The organism is Streptomyces sp. NK08204, assembly GCF_020400585.1.
GTDB lineage: Bacteria > Actinomycetota > Actinomycetes > Streptomycetales > Streptomycetaceae > Streptomyces.
In genome coordinates, this window is sequence record NZ_JAINVF010000086.1 from 1 (window position 1) to 575 (window position 575).

A 575-nucleotide genomic window follows, 5' to 3' on the forward strand; every position below is an offset into this window, starting at 1 on the left:
TCCTGGTAGCCGTCCTCGTAGTACAGCTGCGGGTCGCGCTCGAAGGTCGCCTTCAGCGCGTCGGCCAGCTCCGGTGCGGCGTCGCCCTCGATCAGGGTGACGCCGATGTACTCACCGGTCGCCTCGGCCGGGTCCATCAGCTTAGTGATCTTCGTCACGCCCTTCTCGGGGTCGACGACGACCTTCATCTCCTCGTCGGCGAGGTTCTTCACGGTGTCCAGCGCGAGGATGATCCTCTTGCCCTCGCCGCGGGCCGCGAGCAGCGTCTTCTCGACCGAGACCGGGTGCACGGTGTCACCGTTGGCGAGGATCACGCCGTCCTTGAGGGCGTCACGGCCGCACCACAGGGAGTAGGCGTTGTTCCACTCCTCGGCCTTGTCGTTGTCGATGAGGGTGAGCTTGAGGCCGTACTTCTGCTCCAGGGCCTCCTTGCGCTCGTACACGGCCTCCTTGCGGTAGCCGACGATGACCGCGACCTCGGTCAGCCCCACCTCGGCGAAGTTGCCGAGGGTGAGGTCGAGCACGGTGATCGAGTCCTCCGCGCCGTCGGGGCCCACAGGCACCAGCGCCTTGGG

At 67.0% G+C, this 575-nt stretch carries 1 protein-coding gene; it reads right to left on the minus strand.

Annotated features, from left to right (window positions below; translation table 11 throughout):
• Positions 1-575, minus strand: a 575-nt coding sequence (locus tag K7G59_RS34415) for a phosphocholine cytidylyltransferase family protein (RefSeq protein ID WP_225840674.1), incomplete at both ends; no start/stop codon positions are given.